12 protein-coding genes and 1 pseudogene are annotated in these 23027 nt (G+C 60.6%); 9 read left to right on the top strand and 4 right to left on the bottom strand.

What is annotated here, in order from left to right; genetic code table 11:
- Positions 1 to 149: 149 nt before the first annotated feature.
- Both ACSQ20_RS01200 and ACSQ20_RS01195 read right to left on the bottom strand, forming a co-directional pair.
- Positions 150 to 3581 (bottom strand): ATP-binding protein, encoded by a 3432-nt coding sequence (locus ACSQ20_RS01200; RefSeq protein WP_436016682.1) that lies wholly within the window; start codon positions 3579 to 3581, stop codon positions 150 to 152.
- 183 nt (positions 3582 to 3764) lie between these two features.
- The gene (locus tag ACSQ20_RS01195) at positions 3765 to 4676 is read right to left on the bottom strand and encodes a DMT family transporter (protein ID WP_436016680.1); all 912 of its coding nucleotides are present in this window, start codon (positions 4674 to 4676) and stop codon (positions 3765 to 3767) included.
- A 231-nt stretch (positions 4677 to 4907) separates the two neighbouring features.
- Here ACSQ20_RS01195 and ACSQ20_RS01190 point away from each other — a divergent pair, with 231 nt between their 5' ends.
- The 6 genes from ACSQ20_RS01190 to ACSQ20_RS01165 all read left to right on the top strand — a co-directional run bounded on the left by ACSQ20_RS01190 (position 4908) and on the right by ACSQ20_RS01165 (position 15390).
- Entirely contained in the window at positions 4908 to 5795 is an 888-nt protein-coding gene (locus ACSQ20_RS01190; RefSeq protein WP_436022834.1) for a helix-turn-helix domain-containing protein, read from the top strand.
- Between the two features lie 27 nt (positions 5796 to 5822).
- Positions 5823 to 7646 carry a type VI secretion system baseplate subunit TssF gene (gene tssF, locus ACSQ20_RS01185; RefSeq protein ID WP_436016678.1) on the top strand — a complete coding sequence of 608 codons (1824 nt, stop codon included), beginning with the start codon at positions 5823 to 5825 and terminating at the stop codon, positions 7644 to 7646.
- 279 nt (positions 7647 to 7925) lie between these two features.
- Positions 7926 to 10067 (top strand): type VI secretion system Vgr family protein, encoded by a 2142-nt coding sequence (locus ACSQ20_RS01180; protein WP_436022832.1) that lies wholly within the window; start codon positions 7926 to 7928, stop codon positions 10065 to 10067.
- Positions 10068 to 10087: 20 nt separating this feature from the next.
- Positions 10088 to 10561 (top strand): DcrB-related protein, encoded by a 474-nt coding sequence (locus ACSQ20_RS01175; protein WP_436016676.1) that lies wholly within the window; start codon positions 10088 to 10090, stop codon positions 10559 to 10561.
- Positions 10558 to 14877, top strand: a complete 4320-nt coding sequence (locus ACSQ20_RS01170) for an RHS repeat-associated core domain-containing protein (RefSeq protein ID WP_436016674.1) — start codon at positions 10558 to 10560, stop codon at positions 14875 to 14877. The genes ACSQ20_RS01175 and ACSQ20_RS01170 overlap by 4 nt, the downstream gene beginning before the upstream one ends.
- A 9-nt stretch (positions 14878 to 14886) precedes the next feature.
- A complete protein-coding gene (locus ACSQ20_RS01165) occupies positions 14887 to 15390 on the top strand; it encodes an SMI1/KNR4 family protein (RefSeq protein WP_436016672.1) in 504 nt (167 codons plus the stop codon).
- Between the two features lie 383 nt (positions 15391 to 15773).
- Here the strand turns inward: ACSQ20_RS01165 and ACSQ20_RS01160 are convergent.
- Positions 15774 to 16444, bottom strand: a pseudogene (locus tag ACSQ20_RS01160) (IS256 family transposase); the annotation flags it as partial.
- A 15-nt stretch (positions 16445 to 16459) separates the two neighbouring features.
- Positions 16460 to 17580, bottom strand: a protein-coding gene (locus ACSQ20_RS01155; protein ID WP_436016670.1) for an IS3 family transposase whose coding sequence is annotated in 2 segments (ribosomal slippage) — positions 16460 to 17331 and positions 17331 to 17580 — 1122 coding nt in all. Because the reading frame shifts where the segments join, the coding sequence is not laid out codon by codon here.
- A 1296-nt stretch (positions 17581 to 18876) separates the two neighbouring features.
- Here ACSQ20_RS01155 and ACSQ20_RS01150 point away from each other — a divergent pair.
- The 3 genes from ACSQ20_RS01150 to ACSQ20_RS01140 all read left to right on the top strand — a co-directional run bounded on the left by ACSQ20_RS01150 (position 18877) and on the right by ACSQ20_RS01140 (position 22568).
- A complete protein-coding gene (locus tag ACSQ20_RS01150; RefSeq protein WP_436016668.1) occupies positions 18877 to 19431 on the top strand; it encodes an imm11 family protein in 555 nt (184 codons plus the stop codon).
- Between the two features lie 29 nt (positions 19432 to 19460).
- Positions 19461 to 19793 (top strand): hypothetical protein, encoded by a 333-nt coding sequence (locus tag ACSQ20_RS01145; RefSeq protein WP_436016666.1) that lies wholly within the window; start codon positions 19461 to 19463, stop codon positions 19791 to 19793.
- Positions 19794 to 20405: 612 nt separating this feature from the next.
- Positions 20406 to 22568: a TAL effector repeat-containing protein gene (locus ACSQ20_RS01140; RefSeq protein WP_436016664.1), complete on the top strand. Its 2163-nt coding sequence runs from the start codon at positions 20406 to 20408 to the stop codon at positions 22566 to 22568.
- Positions 22569 to 23027: the final 459 nt, after the last annotated feature.

Genomic DNA, 23027 nt, shown 5'->3' with positions numbered 1-23027 from the left:
GTTCCCTCCGCGAAAGGCTGAGTGCTCCGCTCAGTGCCCTAGTTTGCGCGGCCGCCGTTCGTTGCGCCAGCCAAGCACGGGTAGCAAACGCGGCGCCTGACTCAAAGCGAACGTTTGTTCGATTGCCGCACGACGCTGATGGGGCTCGCTCATGGCTTCATGACTGGGATGTCGAATGCAGATTCGTTAATTCGCTCGACGTATTGCCGAAACGCCAGGCAGCCATCCGCGATATTCGCCATGCCCTGGCGGCGCACGTGCGCGCGCAACGCGTCGCATCGATGCGCCGCTTCGGGCGCGCCAAGTGCCAGCAACGCACCTTTGACGCGATGCAGCGTCTGCAAGAAAAGATCGGTATTCGCATCGCGCACGGCATCGCAAAGCCGCCTTTCGTCGTCGCGCCACGCTTGCGCGAATACCGCTCGCAGCAACTGCGCGGGCGCAAGCGGTGCGTCGCTTTCCGATTGCGGGCAACGGAGGGTGGCGTCGAGTGCCGCACGCAGCGTCTGCAGCGTCAATGGCTTATGCAACAGCTTCGCGAACCCGTCCTGTTGTGCTCGCCCCGATTCGTACGGCGCGGCAGTGTGCGCGATGACCGGCATCGCCATGCCTTGCGAACGCAGTGCGGCAAGCAGTTCGCGCCCGCCCATCGTGGGCATGCAGAGGTCGGCTAACACGAGGTCGTATGAACGCCGCTCGCACTCGGCGAGCGCCTGCCGCCCATCGCAGGCCAGATCGATGTCCCGATAGCCCAGCGCAATCAGTTGATGCGAGAGCAGCGTCCGGCTCACCGGATCGTCTTCGACGACCAACACGCGTGCGGTGCGGCACGGCTCCTGTGTCGGCAACGGATGCGCCGCGACCGGGGCGCAGACCGGTGCGTCGCCGCCGCGTGCGGATGCGGCAAGCGCAAGTTCGAGCTTGGCCGCCGACAGCGCCGTGACATGCAGCGCATCGGCACGGCGCTGCGGATGGAGCGGCCCGCGCGCCGACATCACCAGCACGTCGGCGTACTCCGCGCGCGCGTCGTGCCAAGCCAGCGGCAGCGCATCGTCATGCGAGCCGAGCAGCAGCACCGAACGCGCGTGAGCCGGTGCCGAGTACGTGCCGAAATGCGTAGACCGTATCGTCACAGCGCTGCCGAAGCGATCGCGCAATTGCGCCGCGAGCGTCGCCTGCCACGGCGGATCCTCGCAGGCAACGACGATCTCGTCGAAAAGCAATGGGGCGAGCGGCACGCAGGGCGCGAGAGCCGATGGCTCCCGCCGCAACGGCATATGCACAGTGAAGACGGCCGAGTGGCCTTCGATGCTTTGGACTTCGATGCGCCCGCCCATCAACTCGACGAGCCGACGGCAAAGCGAAAGTCCCAACCCCGTGCCGCCGAAGCGGCGCGCGATCGAGCCGTCGGCCTGCACGAACGGCTCGAAAATACGCGCCTGCCGATTCGCCGCGATGCCAATGCCGGAATCCGCCACCGCGACGACGATCGTGTCGCTCGCTTCGCGCGCTGTCGCGCGCGCAACGCGCGCGCTCAACGTAACGGCGCCGCGCTCGGTGAACTTGCAAGCGTTGGCAAGCAGGTTCGTGACGATCTGCATCATGCGGTGTCGATCGCCATGCCAGGTCCCCCGGACGGCCGGATCGATCAAGCACGAAAAGCGCAGCCCCTTGGCCGTGATGGCGGTGGCGAGCGTCTGCGCACACTGCTCGAGCACCTCGGCGGGTTGGAACGGCTCCACGTGCAGCCGCAGCTCGTGCGCCTCGGCCTTCGATAGATCGAGCACATCGTCGACGAGCGCGAGCAGTGCGTCGAACGCCTGACGCACGGACGCCAGGCGCGCGGCATGCGCCGGCGCGAGCGGCTCGATCGAAAGCAGTTCGAGATTGCCGAGCGCGCCGTAAAGCGGCGTGCGAATCTCGTGGCTGATCGTGGCAACGAGCATCGACTTCGCGCTGCTCGCCTCGTCAGCCGACTGACGCGCCCGACGCAGCAGTCGCACCGTTTCCTTTTGGCGGCTGACGTCGCTCAGACTGCACAGCACCACCTGCTGCTCGCGATACCGCGCTCGCACCAGCGCGACGGACAACACGCGACGCCGGCCGTCGGCTGCCGTCACCGACACCTCGACAGTGCGCACGCTGTCCGTGGCGGCCGAATCGCGGTGCCGCGTGCCCCGGCGGGCACCGCGGCGGCGCGGCCCGCGCTGAGCCAGCAGCCGCCGATAGAAAGCAGTCTCGTCTGGCGACGCGGCAAGCAATGCACGCGCGATGTCGTTTTGCATCACGATGCGGTGCGTCGACGGATCATAAACAGTCAACCCGACGGGCGCCGTCGACAGCACCGTCCGACTGAACGCCTCGCTCTCGAACACCCGCCGTGCCCGCACGCGCAGCGGCGCAAGCGCGAGCCGGTCGATCGCCACGACGAACGCCCATTGCACGATCAGCACCAATGCCGCCAGCGACATTGTCGAAAGCACCGGCACCTTGAGATTGGCCACAATCGTGCGCCAGTCGAAAGCCGCGACCGCGATCCATTCGGGCCCGGCGATGCGCTGAATCAGGAAAAAATCGCCGCCGCGGCGAACGAACCGCACGCGTTCGTCAGCCAGATCCAATACGTGAGGGGTTGTCGACAATGCGCGCGCCCAATGGTCCTTGCGCGGATTCGATTGGTCGAGCCCAAGCAGATGCTGGCGATCGCGCGAGACCATGAAGAAATCAGGGTCGTGCAGCGCCGGTTGAAAGAGTCGCGGAATTTGCGTGGCCGGCACCGTCACCACGAGCACGGCAATGCGTTCCTTGCCACGGTAGACCGGCGCCGCATAATGCTTGACCAGCGTGCCGTACATGCCCGATTCGTAAAGCGCCACCCAAAACACGCGATCGCGGCGAAGCGCTGCATCCGGATGTTTGCGCAATTCCGCGTCGACGCTCTCGACATAGCGTGCAATGAGCGGCGCCACTCCCGCACTGCGCGCATCGGCGCGCGCCTCGGGCCGCAGTAGCGGCCATGCGGCAAGAAAGCGCCGGTCCTCGGTATAGAGGAAACCGCCGATGTCGTAAGGGGTATCGTGCAGGCGCAACAACGAACTCGGCGAAATTTCGCGCACCAGCCGCAGCATCTTCGCGAGGCGTGCCCGATCGGCCGGCTCCGTCAGCGTCGAAATGATCGTGAACGGCGCGGCACCAATGTCCTCTTCGGTATCGACGATACCGCCGCGTTCTTTCAACAAGCGGCCATAGCGATCTGCCGGCACCGCGTCGCGCTCGTGAACGTGCGCGAGTGCTTCGTAGGTTTCCACCAAATGCCGCAGACGCGCCTGGTTTCGCTCGACCGATGCCTTGACGAAATCGCGCTGCACGAGAAATTCGGTTCGCCAGTCGTCGAGGCAGCGCTCGAAACGATGCGCGATGCCGATCGCCGCCGCAGTCAGCGTCGCCAGCGTAAGCATCGCGCCGCCGCCGAAGAGCAGCCACCGGTCGTAGCGGCCCGGCAACGCGGCATGGCCGCGCATCGAACGGCAAATCCTCTTTTGCAGTGCCGTCAGGCTGCGCCGCAAACGGTGGGCTCTCATCGGCCGATATCCTCGCGGCGCGTACCGCCCGCACCGCTTTCGCTGAAAGGGGCCCCACGCTAGCGAAAACGATGCGTCGGCGTTGCCCGTCGCGAAAAACTCAGACGATCAGCCCATTTCCAGCCGGAATACCGTTGCGGCACTCGGCGGCACTCGGCGGCGCTCGGCGGCACTCGGCGGCGCTCAGGTGCGCGCGTCGCCGCTGCGACGGCGCCAACTCGGCAGCCGCTGATGGACATTGAACGCGATGAGGTTACCCGCCACCACGAGCAGCAAGCCCACGACCGCCGTGCCTGACCACCGATAGCCCTCGAACACCGTCGAGACGGCCAGTGCCACGAACGGAAACAGCACCGTGCAGTAGGCAGCGCGCTCCGGCCCGATGCGCCCGACAAGCATCAGATAGGTCGTAAAGCCGATGACCGAGCCCGGTACCGCGAGGTACGCGAGCGCGCCCAAGTAGCGCCAGGTCGTGTCGGGCGTGAACGGCAGGCCCGCCGCGAACGAGCCGAGTGTGAGCACGGCAGCGCCGATCAGCATCGCCCAACTGTTGGTTACGGTCGGATGCAGGCCCATCGCCTGCATTCGGCTCGAAAGGAGATTGCCGATCGAAAACGACATCGTGCCGAGGAGCGTAATCGCCAAGCCCAGCCACATCACGCGGTCCCCCGTGTGGCCTGCCATCTCTGGTGCGAACAGACAAAGGATGCCGATCAGGCCGAGCACCGCGCCGGCAATGGCGCTCGGTTGCAACGCGCGGCCCATGAAGAGGCGTCCGTTGAGCGCATTGAAAAGCGGCGCAGTCGAAAACACGACCGCGACGAGCCCGCTCGGTACGATCTGTTCGGCGTAGTAAAAGCAAAGGAAGTTGACGCAAAAAAGCGCGAGCCCTTGCCCGACGAGAAATGGCCAGGCCGCGCGCGGCGCCTTGACCGAGCGGCGCGCGAGCCGCATCAGGACGAACATCGCGAGTGCGGCAAGCCAGAAGCGAAAAGCGATCGACACGGGCGGCGCGACCACGCCAACCTGCCATTTGATGGCGATCCACGTCGTACCCCAGATCAGAACAGTGACGAAATAAAGAAGCAGATTCATAGGTTGAAGATCCAGAGCGTTCAAATCACGCCAATGCTGCGCGACCCGTTCAAACGGCGGTTGTCTGCGCTTGCGCTTTTTTGAGATAAACGAGGGGCGGATGTCGGCGCCCCGTCTATACTCGTGACTCGTGACTCGTTGCCGACACTTTTCGATTTTTTAGCCCCTTTCGATTGCGCCGTGGATACCACCCCGTTTCTCGCTGCCGCCGACGACGACACGCCGTTCGGGATGCATTCCGTCGGCCGCACGCTAGCGCAAGCCGATGCGACGCTCGAGCGCTTCGCCTGGCTCGGCGACCGGCTGGCGGCCGCGGTATGGAAGCGCTACACAGTCGAGGAGGAGACGGCCTACGACCACCCTGGCCATCACACGCTTTCATGCTATCTCGATGGCGGCTATCGGACGGAACGGCAGAAACTGCCGGGGCAGTACGGTGCGCCGCAACGACTGTGCGCACTGCCGGGCGACCACGAATCGCGCTGGTGGGTACGCGGCCAGATGCATTTCATGCATCTTTACTTCCTACCGGAGCATTTCACGCGCCGCGCCGTTCAAGAACTCGATCGCGAGCCACGCGAAATCACGCTTGCCGATCGCACCTATTTCGAAGATGCGCGCATCGCGCAGCTTTGCCAGGAGCTCGCCGCCGCACGGTGGGACGGCCCGGACAACTTGCTGCGCGCCAACGAGACGGCCCACGACATCCTGAGCCTGCTGTTGCGCGGCCAGGGCGTGCGGCGCCCCGATGCGCTCGCCCGAGGCGGCCTCGCGCCGGCAATGCGGCGGCGTCTGCGCGAGTACATCGAGGCCAATCTGTCTCGGGCGTTTTCGCTCGAAGCGCTCGCCGAACTGGCTTGCTTGTCGGAGTTTCACTTCTCGCGCATGTTTCGCGCGTCGTTCGGTTTGCCGCCGCATGCGTGGATCGCGGCGCTTCGGCTCGAACGCGCGCGTGCGTTGTTGCGAAGCACAACGCTGACGGTCGAGCAAATCGCAGCGCAGTGCGGTTATGCCGATGCGAGCCACTTCGGCCATCGGTTCCGCGCCGCCCTCGGCACGACGCCGCTTGCGTATCGGCGCGCGGTGACCGGGTGCTCGTCCGCTGATACGGTGGTTTGATGTCGATGCTTGATTGAGTGCGAGGCGATGATCGACGATCTACTGCCCCATTACGAACGTGAGCTGGCACTGCTGCGCCGCTCGCTTCAGAGTTTCGCCGAACGCTATCCGAAAGTCGCCGCACGCCTGGCCATCTCGGGCGAACACTCGGAAGACCCTCATGTCGAGCGAATGCTTCAAAGCTTTGCATTGCTGGCTGCGCGCATCGACATCAAGCTCGACGATGACTTCCCGGAATTCACCGAAGCCCTGCTAGCCTCGCTCTACTCCGAATGCCTGCGTCCGTTCCCATCGTGCTCGATCGCGCAGTTCGATATCGGCAACCTGTTCCAGCAGTTGACCGAGCCAAAAACGATCGCGCGCGGCACCCGGTTCTCCACGCACATTGATCAGTACTCCTTCGTATCGACCCATGACGTCGTCCTCGCGCCCGTGCGGATTGCTGATGCGCGCTATGCGCTGCCCACGTCAGCGCCGCGACGCGTAACACTTTCGCCGGACACGACCGGCCTGCTTTCGATTACGTTCGCGCCGGCCGGCGAATCGGCAACGCTCGGATCGGCTCCCGCACAGATGCGGATTCACTTGAGCGGCTCGCGCGAATTCGTTGCCGCACTGCGCGATGGCTTCTTATTGCGTGCAACGGACGCCTTCGTCGCACCAGACGAAAGCGAGCAATGGCGGCGACTTGCCGAGTCGCCGATATCGGCGGTGGGCTTCGAGGAAACGGACATGCTGCTCGGAGCGCGCGCCGACACGGTAGCGTCACCATTGCGCTTGTTCACCGAATACCTCGTATTCCCCGAGCGTTTCGACTTCATCGATATCAACTTGGCGGCACTGAGAGAAGCCGCAGGCCCGTGTCGCCAACTGACGCTGCATTTAGCGATAGTGGGCATTCACCCCGATTCCCGCCCCGCACAGCAGCTGATCAAGCTCGCCGCGGCAAATATGAAGCTTTTTTGCACGCCGGTCGTGAATCGCTTCGCCTGTCAGGCAACGCACATCGAGCTTCGCGACGGCATTTCGCGATACCCGTTAGTCCCCAAAGTACCCGACGTGGCCGCGACAGAAGTTTGGTCGATCGACCGTGTGCGGCTGACGAAATCGAACGTCACGAACCAAACAGAAATTCATCCGTTCCACTCGCTGCTGCACGGCTCGACCCGCCCGAGCGGCTCATACTGGAGCGTCAATCACAATGACTGGGGCGCCCATCATCCTCCGGGATACGAAACAAAGCTGGATCTGGTAGGCCCCGACGGCGGCCCGTCGACGCTCGCCGTCGGAGAACTCGGTATCGACATCACATGCACGAACGGCAACCGACCGGCTAGCCTGCCCGTCGGTGCGCCCGGCGGCGATCTCGAAATCGTCGGCGAGGATCTGCTATGCCCGATCGTGCTGCTGCGGCGCCCCACGCAATATGCGCGGCCATCCCAAGGCGATGGCGCACGATGGCGGATCATCTCGCACCTCACGCACCAGTCGGTTCGACTGACAAAGACAGGGCTCGATGAGCTAAAACAACTCTTTCGCCAACTCGCAGCGGTAGCGGACACCCGAATCCGACATATCGAGGGCATCACCGAGCTAAACCACCGCCTGACCATGCAATGGATCGACATGGCGCCGCAGCCCGCATTCGCGCGCGGCATGGAGGTAACGGTGACGCTCGACGAGCAGGCCTTCGTCGATAGCAGCCTGGACCTCTTCACGCGCGTGCTGGACCGCTTTTTTGCACCGTATGCGCCAACGAGCAGCTTCATCCAACTCGTGGTCGTCTCGGCCGGTACCGGAACGGTCATCCGACGCTGCCCGCCGCGCGCGGGCATCGTGCCGCTGGTATAAGCGCCTTCTGAATCGGACAATTTTTCCTGAGATTGTCGGGTGCCAGCAAAATATCAGTAAAAAACGGCAAACGCGCGATTAACCGTCCAATACCGCACTGCATTACATTTTCAACAATCGTTAAGTTAGAGAAGTCATGCCTTTATCTTGTCACCGGCATTTTGATATAGTGACGGCCTCAATGCGGCGACTTTAATAATGCAATGCTCCAAGCGTATTGGCACGTATGCGCCAATACAGCGGCCAATATAGCGGCCGATCCACGAGACGGGGTTAATGATGAGTTTCGCAGGCGATTCAAACGCGGCTGGCGCGGGCGGCAATGCCGGCGCGGCGATGGCCAAAGGGTTGAGCAATATTGGATCGGCGGCCGGCTTGGCGAGCCAGGTCAGCACGCTCGCCAGCGCACCGGGAGCAGGCTTGATCGGCGGCGCCACAAGCGCGATGAAACTGGCGCAAACGGGCATGCAGCTGATGGGCAAAACGCCGGAAGCCGTGGCCGAAGCAATCAATAGCGCCGCGGGCGGAAACCCGCGATTGACGCAACGTTTTCGCTACGTTTCGATAGAAACGCCCCTTGGCGAAGACGTCTTGCTCGTCAACGCATTGGTGGCCGATGAATACGTCAATCAACTGCCTCACATTCATCTCGATTTGCTTTCGCAGCGAAGCGATATCGAATTCGAGCAGATCGTCGGTCAGCGCGTCAAGGTCGCGTTGAACCCACAGAGCGCGGGTAGCACGCTGACGACCATCGTCGCCGGCTCCGATGATGGCAGCCGATATTTCGATGGCTATGTGGTGTCATTCGGACGCGTGGGCAATTCGGGCGCTGTGACGCGCTATGAAATGACGGTCGTGCCGTGGCTATGGTTTCTTACTCGCTCCACCGATTGCCGAATCTTCCAGAATCAGACGGTCGAAGAGATACTCACCACCATCTTTCAGGAGATGGGCTTTTCGGATTTCGAATTCGATATCAAGGCCAAGCGTGAGCCGCTGGAATACGTTGTGATGTATGACGAGTCCTACTACAACTTTTGCGCGCGGTTGATGGAGCAAGAGGGGCTGCTCTGGACGTTCCGATACGAAAAAGACAAACACGTGCTCGTGATTGGCGACACCAATTCGACGTTCCGGCCCAACCCGAATCTCGAAACAATTTCGTATCATGCCGCCAGCGCCGCGAGTGAAAACAGCGGCATCGACCGATGGGACGAGGCATTCAATTTTCGTGTCGGCAAGGTGACTTATCGGGACTTCAATTACAACCGGCCGTCCTCGCGGTTGATGCATGTCGAAGCGCCGACGAGCAATCTGAATCACTCGAACATTCACGCCACCGAGCGCTATCAGTTTCACTCGCTGTATGACCACGGCGACGACGGCCAGCGCTATGCGCGTTATGCGATGGAGGCCGAAGAGGCGCAGGCTCGGCGCTTTAACGGCAGTGGTTTCGCGCAGGGCATGACGACGGCTGATCGCTTCACGCTCGCCAATCATCCGTCGTCGACTTATAACGGCAAAGCGTTTGTGATCCTGCACGTACGGCACCAGGCAGTGAACGATTACACACGCGATAGTGCCGAATTGCCTTATCGCAATTCCTTCACGTGTTTGCCGTTCGACATTCCGTTTCGGCCTGAACGTCGCACAGCCAAGCCATCTATGCACGGCACGCAATCTGCCATCGTGGTTGGTCCGAAAGGAGAGGAAATCTATACGGACGGCAGCCGCGTGAAAGTGCACTTCCCGTGGGACCGGCGCGGCAAACTCGACGGCTCGGATTCGATGTGGATTCGCGTGTCGCAACCGTGGGCCGGCAAAGGATGGGGCGGCTCCGCGATTCCCCGGATAGGGCAGGAAGTGGTAGTCGCTTTCAATCAAGGGGACCCCGATAATCCGATCATCGTCGGCCGCGTCTTCAATGGCGAAGCCGGCAACCCCTATCACGACTCGAACGGTCAGACGATGGGGATCAAGAGCCAGACCCACAAGGGCAAGGGCTCCAACGAACTGCGCTTCTCGGATGCAGGCGGCGCTGAGGAAGTCTTTCTGCATGCGCAGAAGGACATGAACACCGTCATCCTCGATAACGAAACACACACCGTTCAAAACGGCTCTCGCACTGTCGCCGTGCATACCGGCGATGAACGCAAGCAAATTACGAAGGGCAACCTGATCGAATCTGTGGCGCTCACGCGCAGCACGAGCGCGACCACTGTCGAGGTCACCACGCCGGCCAAGGAGGGCGGTGGTGGCACCCAAGCATACGAGGCAGACCGCGGCATCATGCACAAGGTCGGCGCGAGCATGATCATGGTCGCGCCCGAGGGCATTCGCCTCGAGCACAACGGCTCGGTCGTCGTGATCGACGACTCGGGCGTGTCGGTGAACGGCAAGCGAATCGATTTGAACTGATTTTCAAGGACGCATCGACCATGCAATACACCCTCCAGGAAGGCAGTTTCGTGCTGCCGGATGCCGCCGCCGATCGCACCGTCAATATGCTGTTGCTCAACACGGGGCCGGGCGCGCTGAACCTCGTGGTTTCGCGAGACAAGTTGCGCGACGGCGAGAATCTCGATGCCTTCATCGAACGGCAATGGACGACGGCCGCGCGTCAGGTCAGCGATTTGAAAGAGGTCGCGCGTCGGCCCGTGTTTGTTGGGCGCAAGGAGTTGCACGGCGTGCAGATCGACAGCACGATGGAACAGGAAGGGCGCACGTTTCATCAGTCGCAGACGATCTTTCAGCTTGGCGCTGACGGGCGCATGCTCGTGATGACGCTGACGTGCGCTTCGCCATTGACCGATGAGCAGCAGGCTGCGGTCAAGCAGATGCTCGATAGTTTTGTTCCGCGTCCGCCTGAGTCCGCGGCCGCTTCGGCTGATTCGCCTGTCGGCCAATCATGAGCCAGCCCGCTGCGCGCGAGCACGATCCGATCGAGCACACTTCGTTAGCGGGGGACTTGATTGGCATGGGCGGCTCCCTGCTTGGGGGTATTGCCGTGGGCTGGGCGTTGACCGCGGCGGTTACCGCGGGCTTGGCGCTGCTGGAGATCGGCACTGCGGGTTTGGCCACGCCACTCGTGATTGGCATCGGCATTGGCGTGGCCGCGCTGATGGAAGGCTCTGGGATCAACGAAGAGATCGATCGCGGTGCGCACGCGCTTGGTAACGCGATTGCGCCGCCCGAGGTCAAAGGGTTCATCAGTAACGGTTCACCGAACGTGTTTGTGAACGGCCAACATGCAGCCCGCGCCGCTGCCCCGGCCGATCTCGATACGGCCCATTGCGACAACCACTCCGGCCCGCAGATGATTGCGCAAGGCTCGGATAGCGTGTTCATCAATGGTCAGCCCGCAGCACGCGTGAAGGATCAGACCACCTGTCAGGCAGCGATTGCTAAAGGCTCTAATAACGTATTTATCGGCGGCGGCACGCTGACCGTGCGCGAGATCGAGCCCGCGCGTAAATGGGTGAGCACGTTGGGCATGGCGATTGGCATCGCGTTGGCGCTGTGCGGGCGCGGCAAGATGAATTGGAGCGCCTTGAAGGGCGCACTGCCGTGTCTGGCGATGAACCTCGGCGCGGGACTGCTCGGTGGGTGGATTGGGCACGAGATCAGGACCTTGGTGGGACATCCGGTCAACCTGATCACCGGTGGCAAGATTCTCGACGGCGAGCACGATACCGATTTCGTGCTGCCGGGCCTGTTGCCGATCGTCTGGCGGCGTTTTTATAGCAGTCACGATGATCGCGCCGATAGTGTGTTCGGTCCGGGCTGGAGTGTGCCGATCAGCGTTGAGTTGAAGCTGGTGCGCGATGCGGCCGGTGCGATCGACTCCATTGCGTATTGGGACGAGCAAGGCCGCGAGATCGTGTTTCCGCCCGTGCCGGCCGGCCAAAGCCATTTGAGCGTGGCCGAGGGCGTGTATTTGATCTGCACGGTGGGCGGACATTATCTCGTTGAAACAGTCGATGGCGTCTATCGCGATTTCGGCCCCGCGCGCAATAGCGAAACGGCCCGTGAGACATTGAAGCTGCGCCGCCTCGAAGATCGCAACGGCAATTGGATCGAAGTGCAGTGGCAAGCGGCGGGCGACGTGGTTCGGCCGACGCGCTTGCTCGACGGCAGTGGCCGGGTGCTGCGCTTTGGCTATACCGAGGCGCTGCCTGAGCGCATCGCGACGATCACCCTCGTGCGCGGTGTCGAAGGCGAGCCCGAGGAAACCTTGGTCAGCTACGGCTATACCGATGCCGGTGAATTGCAAAGCGTGACGGATCGGGCAAGACACACGACGCGGCGTTTCGCCTATGAACAGGGCTTGATGACCGCCCATACGCTGCCCGGCGGTTTGCAGTGTGGCTATGCCTGGCAAGGAACCGGTAAGGATGCGCGCGTCATCCGGCACTGGACCGATGACGGGGAAGCGTATGTATTCGATGCCGACGTTGGCCAACGCACCGTTGCGGTCACCGACCAGCTCGGACGTGTGACACGCTGCGAGTGGAACGAGGATGGCCAGCCCACCGCGTTCACCGATGCCGAGGGCCACGTGTGGCGGCTCGAGTGGAATGACCTCCGACAATTGCTCAGTTGCACCGATCCGACGGGCGGGGTCACCCGATTCAGTTACGACCGTCTCGGCCGGCTGACCGAACGAACCGATGCGTTAGGCGCCGTCGAAAAAACCGAATGGAACGGTTACTTCGATTTGCCGGTAGCGGAAACGAATGCGGCGAATCATCGATACGGCTACCGATACGACAAACGCGGAAACTTAGTCGTCCTAATTGATCCGGATGGCTTTCAAACGCATTACTACTACGATGAGCAAGGCCTGCTGCATACGATCAAGGATGCGCGCGGCGGCTATAAGCATCTGGAGTGGAATCGACGCGCTCAACTCACGGCTTATACCGATTGCTCGGGCAAGGTCACACGGTTTGCGTATGATGCGCGCGGCGCGTTGATCCGCGTGGTCGATGCGGCGCAACACGAGACCGCGTACGAAGTCGATGTGCTTGGCCGAGTGAGCGCGATCATTACGGCTGATGGGGCACGTCAGTCGTTTCGCTATGACGCGGCGGGACGATTGGTCGAACTCACCGATGCGAACGGACGACGCACACATTACGAGTTGAACCCACGCGGGTTGCTGCTCGCGCGCACCGATGCGGCCGGGCGTGTGGTGCGCTATGGCTATGACGAGGCGCATCGGCTGGCTGCGTTGACCAACGAAAACCGCGAGACGTATCACTTCGCGTACAGCGCGACGGACCGGCTCGTCGAAGAGCGCGGGCTGGATGGGGTGACACGCACGTATGGCTATGACGCGCGTGGATTGGCCGTGCGCGTGACCGATGCGGCGAATACCGAAGCAGCGTTGATCGCGTCCTATGAACGCGATGTGCTCGGGCGGATCGTCGCGAAGGAGGTCGAGGGTCAGCGCTGGAAGTACGCCTACAGCAAAGCCGGCCAATTGGCGAGAGCCGAAACGTACACCCGCTATGGTGAGTCGCTGAACCTGCAAAGCCGCATCGCGCTGACGTATGGGCCGCGCGGTGAACTGCTGGTCGAGCGTGGGCCGATGGGCGGGTTGGCGCACCGCTACGATGAACTGGGTAACCGGATTGCTACCACCCTGCCCGACGAACGCACGATCAATTGGCTGTATTACGGCTCGGGGCATCTGCATCAGATCAATCTCGATGGCACGGTGGTGACCGACATCGAGCGTGACGATTTACATCGTGAAGTGCTGCGCACGCAAGGCCGGCTCGTGAGCCGCTATGGGTATGACGCGCTGGGCCGGCGCGTGTCGCATGAAGCGGGCCGCCTGCAAGCGAGCATCGAGATCGAGCCGCAGGTGCTGCATAAGCGCTGGCAATATGACCCGGTGGGCGAGGTGGTGAACAAAACCCATCATCGCTATGGCGAAACGCGTTACGGCTATGACCCGACGGGTCGCATCGAGCACGCGTTCGGCGCGGGCTTGCCGGCGCAGATGTTCCGCTGGGATGAGGCGGCGAATCTGGTGTCGGGCTCGCATCCGGGCGGGTATGTCGAGCACAACCGGCTCAAGATGTTCGAGGACAAGCGCTTCGAGTACGACGTTTATGGGCGCCTGACGCGCAAGCTGACCGGTCGCGGGCCGTACAAGGAGCAGAAACTCGAGTACGACGCGGCGCATCGGCTGACGAAGGTGACAACGCTCGAGCGCAACACGATCGCGACGATTCGGTTCGAATACGACGCGCTGGGGCGACGCATTCGCAAGACGAACGGGTATGTGGGTACAGATTTCCTGTGGGATGGGATGCGGTTGTTGCAGGAGAGTCGGGGTGATGATGAGGTGACGTATCTGTACGAGCCGGAGAGTTATGTGCCGCTTGCGCGGATCGATAGCCAAGCGGTGCGGGCGGCGAATGACGATGTGATTGATGCCACCCAATCCGAGAACGTCTATTACTTCCATAACGATGTATCAGGCTTGCCGGAGGAGTTGACCGACGTCGAAGGCCACGTCGTGTGGCAGGCGCAGTATCGCGTGTGGGGCAGTACGGTGCGCGAGGAGTGGACGGTTGCGGAGGACGAGCAAGCGGTGATATGGACCTCACCCGGCACGGTGCGCGTTGTGCCGGCGCCGCAACGCCGCACGCCACTGCCGCAGAATCTGCGATTCCAAGGGCAGTACTTGGATCGCGAGACGGGGCTGCACTACAACACCTTCCGGTTTTATGATCCGGACATCGGGCGGTTTATTACGCATGATCCGATTGGGTTGGCCGGTGGGCAGAACCTGTATCGGTACGCACCGAACCCTGTGGCATGGATTGATCCGTGGGGATGGGCGCCGCGGGTTCCGAGCATCGATTTTTCGAACAATGGGCTTTATCAGGCTGGCGACGGGCAAAATGCTATTGTAAAAATAAAGATGCAAGGCTATCGCACACTGGATGACACGCAGGCATTCAAGGCGTCGAAGATTCCGAGAGAACTCGCCGGAGATTACACATGGCATCATATGAGCGACTTTAATCCCAGTACCGGAGAGGTCACGATGCAGTTGGTCAATTATGACGTTCATCGTTCGGTCGCTCATGACGGCGGGGTATCTCAATTTCAACGGTACAGTAGAACTAAGTACGATACGGCAGCCGCTCGAGACTTTGCTACGGAGAAGGGTTGGCGAGTAAAGGCTAGGAGCAAGGTCTGCGGTTAGAGGAATGCTATGAGCAAGTTGAAGCTAATGAGGCTGGCCAAGCCGCTGACGGAACACGATATCGAAAATTTCGACAATCAGTTTGGTATTCGTATGCCCGCTGATCTTCGAAGACATTATTTGCAATGGAACGGCGGATTCCCGGACTGTTTCAAGATGTGCTACATCCCGAAGGGGGTGGACCCTTGCGATGCAAACGGTGTGACGTTAAACGGATTCTATCCAATAAAGTATCCGTCAACGGCTGAGGGTTCGATGCTGGAAGAGAACTATATCGATTACACCGATACCCAATCTTTATTCGGTAAGACAGCGTACATCCCATTTGCATTCGATGTGAGTGGATACCCGCTGCTCATGAAATTTAAAGATTGCGCAATCTACCTTCTTAATCGAGATGTTGTTGATGATGATGGGCATGAAGTCATAGAGTTCGTCGCACCATCTCTACAGGAATTTATCGATGGGCTAATTCCTGGTGATGAGTTCGAAGATCTGATCAGTGATTGCTAAGCGCGAAATCTTGCCTGACGCAGATGTGGCGCCTGGCGTAATGGACGGAGAAGTAGACGGGTTCGCCGGGCACAAAGCCAAGGTGACTGAGCAGCGCGTCAGTGACTTGCATCCAGGGGACGAAGGGCTTGCACGACATGCCCTGGAGTTCATTTATTGATGACTTGATCCCCGGCGACGAGTTTGAAGATTTGATCAAGGACTGCTAAGCGTAAAGGCAGCGAAGGCGCGGGCCGATGAGTCGGCGGCGCATCGCTACGATCAACCGGGCAACCGCATCGCCACCATCCTGCCCGACGAGAGCTAGCGTCAAGAGTGGTGTATGGACAATTTGACGGCGGTCGATTTCAAGCGGCGAGTTTCTGTTGAACCGGCCGATCGTCTTACACCGGTTCGCCGTCCTTGACGGCGACGCCCTCGAGCAGCAGCTTGATTTTTTCCGGGCGGTTGATACGGCGCCAGGTTTTCTCGGCTTCCTCGATCAGCTTGAATGCCCGTCCGAGGAAGGTTGGTCGCAATATGCAGTTACGCGTGCGCGTCGTACGGTGGCGCGCCGTCGCGAACGTCGATTCAATCGCGTTGGTCGTGCGCAGATGCTGCCAGTGCTCGGCAGGGAATTCGTAAAACGCGAGCAAGCTCTCTCGTGCTTCTTCAACGTCTCGGTCGCCTTCGGATATTTCGCCGCATAGATCGACACGAAACGATCGAACGCAGCGTGCGCGTCGGCACGGGTCGCCGCCATCCAGATCGATTGCATGTCGGTCTTCGCGCGTGCCTGTTGCGACTTGGACAGCGCGTTCAGCACGTTGCCCATCTTATGAAACCAACTGCGCTGGCCACGTGTGGTCGGAAACACCTCTTCCCGCGCCGCCCAGAAGCCCATTGCGCCGTCGCCGACCGCCAGCCGTGGCCCTGCCTTCAGACCGCGCTTTTTCAGGTCGAGCAGAAGCTCCATCCACGACGCTTTTGTCTCGCGATACCCATCGCAGATCGCAACACGCTCTTTGCTCGCGTCCGGGTTCACGCCAATGACGACAGATGAGCAAGGCCTGCTGACCTGCCCGGTTTTCTAAGACCACTCAGTTCTAGCAATAACGGCGTTGGTTGAACTGCTTTCTAGCCGCTGGCGGTACGCCAGCGGCGTCTCGTAGTTTAGGCTCGAATGGGGCCTGACTTCGTTGTAGTGCCGGCGCCAGTCGTCAATCACAATTTTCGCTTCGATTCGGTTGCGAAACCACTCCATGGCCAGACACTCGTCGCGGAATTTTCCGCTAAAGCTTTCGTTCGTTCCGTTCTGCCATGGCTTGCCTGGATCGATCAGCGCCGACTCAATTTTCTCCGACACGATCCACTTGAGCAACGCAGAACTCACGAACTCGGGACCATTGTCGCTTCTCATGTATCGCGGTGCACCGTGAACACTGATCAGCCGGCTCAACACCTCGATGACGCGTGCAGACCGGATCGAGCCGGAAACGTCGATTGCCAGACATTCACGCGTGTATTCGTCAACGACCGTCAAACACTTCAGCTGCTGGCCATTCGCACACGCGTCAAAGACAAAGTCGTAGCTCCACACCGCATTGCGCATCTGCGGTGCAAGTGGCCGCGGGCGCGAGCCGGCGATACGGCGTCGGCGCCGCTTGCGAGGCACTTGCAGCCCCGCCTGTGCCCACAACCGGCTGCAGCGTTCCTTGCCAACGACGATGCCTTCGCGACCGAGCATGATGCGGATCCTGCGCGAGCCGAAACGCGGATAGTCCCCGGAGAGCCGTTGCATCGTCTGAACCACCAGAGCGTTCTTTCCCGGCATCTTGCTCACGTAACCGAGATTGGCGCGGCTGACCTGGATCAGCGCACATGCACGCCGCTGGCTCAACCCGCGCGAAATGGCATAGCGGGCCTGCTCGCGGCGCACCTGTGCGCTCACCACTTTTTTCCCGAAATCTCCTTCATGACCTCAATCTCGAGATCCCGCTCCGCGACCAGCTTCTTCAGCCGGTTGTTCTCCAGCTCCAGGGCCTTCAGACGCCTCACGTCGTCGCTGACCATCTCTCCGAAACGCTTGCGCCACGCATAGATTGACGCGTCACTCACGCCGTGGCGCTTCGCCACCTCGGCAATCGGCGCACTGTCCGCCTCCCGCAAAATCCGAACAATCTGCTCATCGCTGAATCGACTCTTCTTCATGACGCGCTCCACGTGGATACGCCATTATCCTAGTTCAAGCTGGTCTCAGATTCCCGGGGCAGGTCAGTACCAATGCATCCTCCCGGACCACGAATTCAACGTTGACTGCTGGATGTACAGCCCGCACATCTGCGGGTCGCAGAAGCTACTCGACCTGCTGAATTCAGTTGGTGCTCGTTATCGGGCCGTGCCGTTCGATCTTTTCGGGAATGGGAGAAAGCCGTCTAAAATTAATGGCCTATATTTCATCATTCTTCTTCTCGACAACATAAGCTTGATGGACGCATCTCAGTCGACATTTGAAGTGATGACCCTGGAGAGTGGAGAGCCGGTACCGTCACCTCCATGGACATCGCATCCTGTCTACGCGAAAATACCGAAATTCGTCTTCCGAAGAGATATTAGCCCACCTCCTCTTTATTCGTGCACCGAGACAGGTTGGATCATGGTGAATGAGGCTTTCGTCATAGCTAGCGCAGACGCCGAACTGATCGGGCCGACCTTTATCGAATTGAACGACGGAGTGCAATATGACGCGTTTGAGGGGCTCTAGGGCGTCGATGAAACACCCAGATCATGCGGAGATGTTCTTCCCTAATATAGAGTCGACGTCAGACATCAGGAAGTCCTGATGCTAGACAAACTTGCACGCCTTGGGGCCACACCGACCGCGATCCCAGAGGCGCAAAAGGCTCAACAACTGGCGCGCCTAGAGGCAGCGACAGGCCCGCTGCCGGACTACTACAGGAAGTTATTGCTCCATTTCGGTGGTGACATCGAGTTCAGTACCCTGGTTGCATTTCGACCCGACGTTCCGTCTCCCTGGACGTCCCGCGATGGAACAGATTCACTAGAAATGCTCTACGGGCTAACAAGCAAGTATCACCTGACTGCCCGGGAGATGTTCGACACGTACCGTGATCGTATTAGGACTGGATGGATCCCAATCGGAGCGGCGCCAGGGGGAATCAAATATGCCTCCACATTGGCGACGCCGATGAGCAGCCTGTGGGTTTCTGGGACCATGAGAGCGAGGTCGGTCCGAATATGCCATCCAGCCACTACGGGATCACAGCGGTTGCTGGCTCCTTGCAAGAGTTTGTTGACCGACTCACGCCTGAGGAGCCGTCAAAGGATGTACCGGACGATGTAAAGGTCGATCTACGCTTCTAGTTGCTTGACATTGCTTGGAAGACACCCGAATAGTAGCCCCTTTCACAAGGGTCAATTAGTCGCTGCAGAATGCAACCCGGCCCCCTTTGGAAATCCTTCTATCCAAATTGTGAGGTAAGCGTAATGCATGTATATGCACTGAACCAGGATGATTCGTTCCAAGCATTGGTTCAGGCTGATGCAAATGGAGAAGTGGAATACGAAAAAAGCGTGGCGATTCACGCTACATCCCTCTGCGGTAAGCCATTTGGTGATGATTATGTGCCGGCAAAGCTTTCGTGGGGAACTCCTAGGAAGAAAAAACAAAGCGATATTCATACCATTCTTTCACCATTTCTTGTTCTCAGTGGCAGAGCACTCTCAGTTCTCTCCAATGTTATCGAAGGCGCCGGCCAGCAGCTTTCAGTCGAAGCGCCGATCCCCGGGATGACAGGGTTTCATGTAACGAGATCTGTGGAGGACGCTGTCGATCTGGCATCGTCGAAATATAAAGTCTACCCGCAGGCTACCGTCTTCAATAGGCTCGTTTTGTTACCGAACCGGATCAAAGGCGTCGACATATTCCGTGTCAAAGAAAAACCGGCGACCGTGTTTGTCTCTGAAAGATTCAGGGAGGCCGTGAAGGCCCATAAGCTGACGGGGTTTGATTTTTCGCAGGAGATTCCGCTTTCAGTTTAGTGTGCTTCTATAATTTTGAGGATGAAGTAATGAATAACGTTGATCTTACTCTGCACAATATCCCGGCACTTTTGTCGGCAAATAAAAGCGACGCCTATCGAGATCAAATTATCAGAATATCAGAAACTCTTCTCGGTTTTCTAAAGAAACACGATCTATTGGTAGGCGTTGAACCATTCGATGCCATCGGGAAGCTTAACGAAGAATTTGTCCTTCGAATGTCAAACGTAACTCCCGACGGCCTCGAATTGTTCAAAAAAGCCATTCCGAGTTGGTCAGCGCATATCGATAGCGGAGGGGCTATCGAAGACGTATCTCGCCTTGAAAAGGCCTTGAAAAAGGTTCAAGAGAAGAGTAGGTAGCGTGGCCGCTGAATTTGGCTCACGCCTCGGGATACGGCGCCGAGCTGCACAAGCAAGCGGGATTTCGTAAAGACCCACTGGAGCAGCGTGAGCCTGCGCGATCTCGGGCCGACCTCTGGCATGCCTTTCGATCGGCAGCGCCTTCCACTGACAACCATGATTCCAGTAGACCGACGCGCGGCCGTGCCGAGCGACGTGAAGATCGGCCGCTTCTTGCCCGCAACCATCTCGTTTCGCAATGGGACAGTCGAGTTCGCCCGCGAGCGAATGACACTTCAGCATTTCGGGTAGCTTGCACCCCCGATAAGCGGACATCGTTGCCGCGTTCCGTTATTTCGAGTCAGGGGCAAGCGCATGCGGTCGTCAAGAGCGGATGGTAGCGGTGGGATGCCGGATCCGTCCGGCTTGGGTTCTTCGTCGAACAATGGGCGTAAGCCGCCGCCGGGTGCGGCGCGCAAGCCCGCATCTTCTGCGCCGGACGCTCGCCTGCAGGGCTTACCACGGTTGCCGCGACCCGCACCCTCCTCGCAAGGCTCAAGCGCCGCAGATCATGCAGACGGGTTGCCCCCCCATCAGCCGGGCACGCAAGCGAATAACCCGCTTGATCTGAGCGTGCACGAACGTCTCGTGATCGGAAGCAAACAGGGTGGTCAAGAAACACTGGATTTCATCCGATCCCATCACCCAAGATTGACCGCGCCACCTTATAGTCTGAGCAAAACCGAGATCGTCAAGATTGCGAGCAACGATGGCGGTGCGCAAGCGCTGCGGGCAATCCTCGTCCATGGTCCGGCGCTCACGGCTGCAGGCTTCAGTGTCGCCGACATCGTCAAGATCGCCGCCAACGATGGCGGCGCCCAAGCGCTGCAGGCGGCCCTCACCCATCGTCAGGAACTCTTGAACGCGGGCTTCAGTGCCGCCGACATCGTCAAGATCGCCGCCAACAACGGCGGCGCCCAGGCCCTGCAGGCGGTCCTCACCCATCGTCCGGAACTCTTGGATGCGGGCTTCAGCGCCGCCGACATCGTCAAGATCGCCGCCAACGGCGGCGGCGCCCAGGCCCTGCAGGCCGTCCTCGCCCATCGTCGGAAACTCTTGGACGCGGGTTTCAAGGCTGTCGATATCGTCAAGATCGCCGCCAACAACGGCGGCGCTCAGGCCCTACAGGCGGTCCTCACCCATCGTCAGGAACTCTTGGACGCCGGCCTCAAAGCTGTCGACATCGTCAGGATCGCCGCCAACACCGGCGGCGCCCAGGCCCTGCAGGCAGTCCTTTCTCATGGTCCGGCACTCAAGGACGCGGACTTCAAGACTGTCGACATCGTCAAGATCGCCGCCAACGATGGTGGCGCCCAGGCCCTGCAGGCGGTCCTCACCCATCGTCAGGAACTCTTGGACGCGGGCCTCAGTGCCGCCGACATCGTCAGGATCGCCGCCAACGACGGCGGCGCCCAGGCCCTGCAGGCGGTCCTCACCCATCGTCAGGAACTCTTGGACGCGGGCTTCAACGCCGCCGGCATCGCCAAGATCGCCGCCAACAACGGCGGCGCCCAGGCCCTGCAGGCGGTCCTCACCCATCGTCAGGAGCTCTTAGACGCGGGCTTTAACGCCGCCGACATCGCGAAGATCGCCGCCAACACCGGCGGCGCCCAGGCCCTGCAGGCGGTCCTCACCCATCGTCAGGAACTCTTGGACGCGAGCCTCAGTGCCGCCGACATCGTCAGGATCGCCGCCAACGACGGCGGCGCCCAAGCCCTGCAGGCGGTCCTCACCCATCGTCAGGCGCTCGTGGCCGCGGGCTGCAAGGCCGCCGATATCGTCAAGATCGCCGCCAACAACGGCGGCGCCCAGGCCCTGCAAGCCATCCTCGCCCATCGTCAGGCGCTCGTGGCCGCGGGCTTTGGTGCCGCCGGCATCGTGAAGATCGCCGCCAACATCGGTGGCGCCCAGGCCCTGCAGGCAGTCCTCTCCCATGGTCCGGCGCTCAAGGACGCGGGCTTCAGTGCCACCGACATCGTCAAAATCGCCGCCAACATCGGTGGCGCCCAGGCGCTGCAGGCCGTCCTTACCCATCGTCAGGAACTCTCGGTCGCGGGCTTCAGTGCCTCCGACGTCGTCAAGATCGCCGCCAACAGCGGTGGCACTCAGGCCCTGAAGTCCGTTCTCATCCATGGTCCGACACTTAGGGATGCGGACTTCAGTGTCGCCGGCATCGTCAAGATCGCCTCCAATGGGGGCGGCGCCCGGGCGCTGCAGGCCGTCCTCTCCCATGGTCCAGCTCTCAAGGACGAGGGTTTCAATGCCGCCGACATCGTCAAAATCGCCTCCAACACCGGCGGCGCTCGGGCGCTGCAGGCAGTCCTCACTCATCGCCAAGAACTCTTGGATGCGGGCTTCAATGCCGCCAACATCGTCAGGATCGCCGGCAACGCCGGCGGCGCCCGGGCGCTGCAGGCCGTCCTCATCCATCGTCAGGAACTCTTAGACGCGGGCGTCACGGTCGTCGACATCGTCAAGATCGCCGGCAACATCGGCGGCGCCCGGGCGCTGCAGGCGGTCCTCACTCATCGTCAGGCACTCTTGGACGCGGGCTTCAAAGTCGCCGACATCGTCAAGATCGCCGGTAACGTTGGCGGCGCTCCGGCCCTGCAGGCGGTCATCGACCATGGCCCTGCGCTCATGCGCGCCGGCTACACCAAGGACCGCATCGTAGCGTTGGCCAGCCAGCGAAGCGGAGCGGCTGGCGCAGTCAAACGGGCCGCCGGTGTGAGCTGAAATGAGTGTGGAGCATGGTTCAGAAACGGCTCCTTTGGCATGATACGGACGTGACCTGCCTGATCTCTTCGGGCCAACTTTCTATCTCCTTGCACCAAGGGCCGCTCTGCGCGTTAAGTATGATGTCTTGGTCTCAAACAAGATGACCACCGACATGGCCACTAAAGAATTCATCCTCCAGGGGTTCACAAAGCGCACCCATGCCGACGCCGTCCGCGAGCTGTTCAACATTCCCGACATCGAGCGTGTGCTGATAAGCGTCGCCTTTGTCACCGAAAGCGGCGTCGAACAGCTAGCGGCCGCGATCAAAGCAAACTCGGCGCACACGGTCGCATTCACCGGCATTCGAAACGACATTACCTCATGCCAAGGATTGCGCTTGCTTCGCGGCATCACAAACCACCTTTACACAGTCGACACGGGCTCACGGACAGTCGTATTCCATCCCAAGCTCTATCT

The sequence above is a fragment of the Trinickia sp. LjRoot230 genome (assembly GCF_964253315.1).
Lineage (GTDB): Bacteria > Pseudomonadota > Gammaproteobacteria > Burkholderiales > Burkholderiaceae > Trinickia.
The sequence above is the reverse complement of the archived record's forward strand: the minus strand, read 5'-3'. Positions and strand labels throughout refer to the sequence as shown.

Bases quoted from the DNA above. Each gene is read 5' to 3' on its own strand.
- ACSQ20_RS01190 (WP_436022834.1), top strand. From the start codon at position 4,908: ATGCATTCCGTCGGCCGCACGCTAGCGCAAGCCGATGCGACGCTCGAG.
- ACSQ20_RS01180 (WP_436022832.1), top strand. From the start codon at position 7,926: ATGAGTTTCGCAGGCGATTCAAACGCGGCTGGCGCGGGCGGCAATGCC.
- ACSQ20_RS01165 (WP_436016672.1), top strand. From the start codon at position 14,887: ATGAGCAAGTTGAAGCTAATGAGGCTGGCCAAGCCGCTGACGGAACAC.
- ACSQ20_RS01195 (WP_436016680.1), bottom strand. From the start codon at position 4,676: ATGAATCTGCTTCTTTATTTCGTCACTGTTCTGATCTGGGGTACGACG.
- ACSQ20_RS01170 (WP_436016674.1), top strand. From the start codon at position 10,558: ATGAGCCAGCCCGCTGCGCGCGAGCACGATCCGATCGAGCACACTTCG.
- ACSQ20_RS01145 (WP_436016666.1), top strand. From the start codon at position 19,461: ATGAATAACGTTGATCTTACTCTGCACAATATCCCGGCACTTTTGTCG.
- tssF (WP_436016678.1), top strand. From the start codon at position 5,823: ATGATCGACGATCTACTGCCCCATTACGAACGTGAGCTGGCACTGCTG.
- ACSQ20_RS01175 (WP_436016676.1), top strand. From the start codon at position 10,088: ATGCAATACACCCTCCAGGAAGGCAGTTTCGTGCTGCCGGATGCCGCC.
- ACSQ20_RS01150 (WP_436016668.1), top strand. From the start codon at position 18,877: ATGCATGTATATGCACTGAACCAGGATGATTCGTTCCAAGCATTGGTT.
- ACSQ20_RS01200 (WP_436016682.1), bottom strand. From the start codon at position 3,581: ATGAGAGCCCACCGTTTGCGGCGCAGCCTGACGGCACTGCAAAAGAGG.